Annotated in this window: 1 protein-coding gene; it reads right to left on the bottom strand. The window is 70.0% G+C overall.

Annotated elements, in window-relative coordinates; translation table 11 throughout:
- Nucleotides 1-417, bottom strand: a 417-nt coding sequence (locus AC4IJH_RS43720) for an OsmC family protein (RefSeq protein WP_490857599.1), incomplete at its 3' end; no start/stop codon positions are given.
- Nucleotides 418-440 lie beyond the last annotated feature (23 nt).

Here is a 440-nt window from a genome sequence, read left to right as displayed (position 1 = left end):
GGCGTCGAGGGTGATGTTCTTGACGCCGGCCAGGGCCTGGCTGACGGGGCAGTTCTTCTTGGCGTCCTCGGCGGCGGCCTGGAAGTCCTCCTGCGAGAGGCCGGGGACGCTGGCCTTGACGGTCAGGGCGATGCCGGTGATGCCCTCGCCGGGCTGGAAGGTGACATCGGCCTTGGTGTCCAGGGAGGCGACGGTGTAGCCCTTGCCGGCCAGGCCGTGGGAGAAGGCCATGGAGTAGCAGGAGGAGTGGGCGGCGGCGATGAGCTCCTCGGGGCTGGTGACGCCGCCGGGCTGCTCGGCGCGGGCGGGCCAGTTGACGTCGAAGGTGCCGATGTTGGAGGAGGCGAGGGCGACCTGGCCCTTGCCCTCCAGCAGGTTGCCTTCCCAGTGGGTCTGAGCGGTGCGCGTGGTTGCCATGGTGGGGTAACTCCCGGTTGTGG

The organism is Streptomyces sp. UF-297, from assembly GCF_058245575.1.
Note: the sequence above shows the minus strand (reverse complement) of the source record. Positions and strands in the feature narration are given on the sequence as shown.